The organism is Streptomyces sp. NPDC005195 (assembly GCF_040608315.1).
Lineage (GTDB): Bacteria > Actinomycetota > Actinomycetes > Streptomycetales > Streptomycetaceae > Streptomyces > Streptomyces kaempferi.
Genome location: NZ_JBEXHZ010000331.1, coordinates 1 through 1443, shown reverse-complemented (window position 1 = coordinate 1443; position 1443 = coordinate 1). Strand labels below are relative to the sequence as shown.

2 protein-coding genes are annotated in these 1443 nt (G+C 76.6%); both read left to right on the top strand.

Annotated elements, in window-relative coordinates; all coding sequences use genetic code 11:
* Positions 1-321 (top strand): MbtH family NRPS accessory protein (locus ABZV34_RS39435; protein WP_356288104.1); only part of this gene is annotated, 321 nt, incomplete at its 5' end.
* Between the two features lie 66 nt (positions 322-387).
* Complete coding sequence (gntD, locus tag ABZV34_RS39430; RefSeq protein ID WP_356288101.1) at positions 388-1443, top strand: guanitoxin biosynthesis L-enduracididine beta-hydroxylase GntD; 1056 nt, start codon at positions 388-390, stop codon at positions 1441-1443.

The window sequence follows — 1443 nt, the reverse complement described above, 5'->3', positions numbered from 1 at the left end:
GCCCACGGCTACACCGGCGCCCCCGCCGCCACCGGCGAACGCTTCCTGCCCGACCCGATGGCCGGCCCCGGGCCGACCGCCCTCATGTGGCGCACCGGCCGCGCCGCCCGTATCGACGCCGACGGCCGACTGAGCGTCCTCGGGCCGCCCCCGGCCGACGACCCCTTCGCCGACGAGTACGCCACCTTCGTCGTCCTGTCCGACGCCCGCGGCCGGCACGCCCTGTGGCCGGCCTGCGTACCCGCCCCCGAGGGCTGGCACGAGACCCACGCCGAGGACCTGTACGAGCTGTGCCTGGACCACCTGCAGACCACCCGCTGAGCCGGCCCCGTGCCCGCCGGCACCCACCACACCCGCCCCCGCACCCGTAGCCGTAAGGGACCCGCCATGACCGTCATCGCCCCCGCCCGCCCCACGAGTTCCTCCCGCCCGGCCGCCGCCCCCGCGGGTCCCCTGCCCGCCCCGGAGCAGGCCGGCGACCCCCGCCACCACGTCCTCGACCTGACCGCCCGCGAGGCCCGCGCCGCGCACGCCCTGGCCGCGTCCTGCGCGAAGACGTTCAAGGCCGCCGACGACCCCCGGTTCGTCGACGAGGCCCCGGTGATCGCCCACGAACTGCCGCTCGCGGTGCGCCGCCACCTCAACTCCGCCCGCCGCGACGAGAACACCCACGCCACCCTGGTCCGCGGCCACCTCGTCGACCAGGCGGCCCTGGGACCCACCCCCGGGCACTGGAGCGCGGCGGACACCGAGGCGAGCCAGGTCCACGGCTGCCTGCTGGTGCTGTACGCGGCGCTGCTCGGCGACATCACCGGCTGGGCCACCCAGCAGGCCGGCCGGCTGGTGACCGACATCCTGCCCAGCAAGGGCTACGAACACAGCCTCGTCTCCGCCTCCAGCGCACGGGAACTGGCCTGGCACACCGAGGACGCCTTCTCCCCCCACCGGGCGGACTGGGTCGGCCTGTTCGCACTGCGCAACCCGGGCCGGGTGCCGACCACCGTCGCCCACGTCGACGTACGCCAGGTGCCCGCCGCCGTGCGCGCGGTGCTGGCCCAGCCCCGGTTCGCCGCCCTGCCCGACACCTCCCACGAGTTCACCGCCGACGCTCCCGCGGCCGAGCCGGTCGCCGTCCTGTCGGGCCACCGCGACCTGCCGGTGCTCCGCGTCGACCGGGACTTCTTCACCGCGCTGCCCGGCGACCGGGAGGCCGGACGGGCCCTGGCCTGGCTGGTGGCGCACCTGGACGCCCACCTCACCGACGTGCTGGTGCCCACCGGCGCCGTCTGCTTCCTCGACAACCGCAACGTGGTGCACGGACGGCGCCCCTTCAGCGCCGGCTTCGACGGATCCGACCGCTGGCTCAAGCGCGTCAACCTCGTCCGCGACCTGCGGCGCACCCGGCCCGGCCGCCTCGACGGCGCCACCCGCGTCATCGGCTGA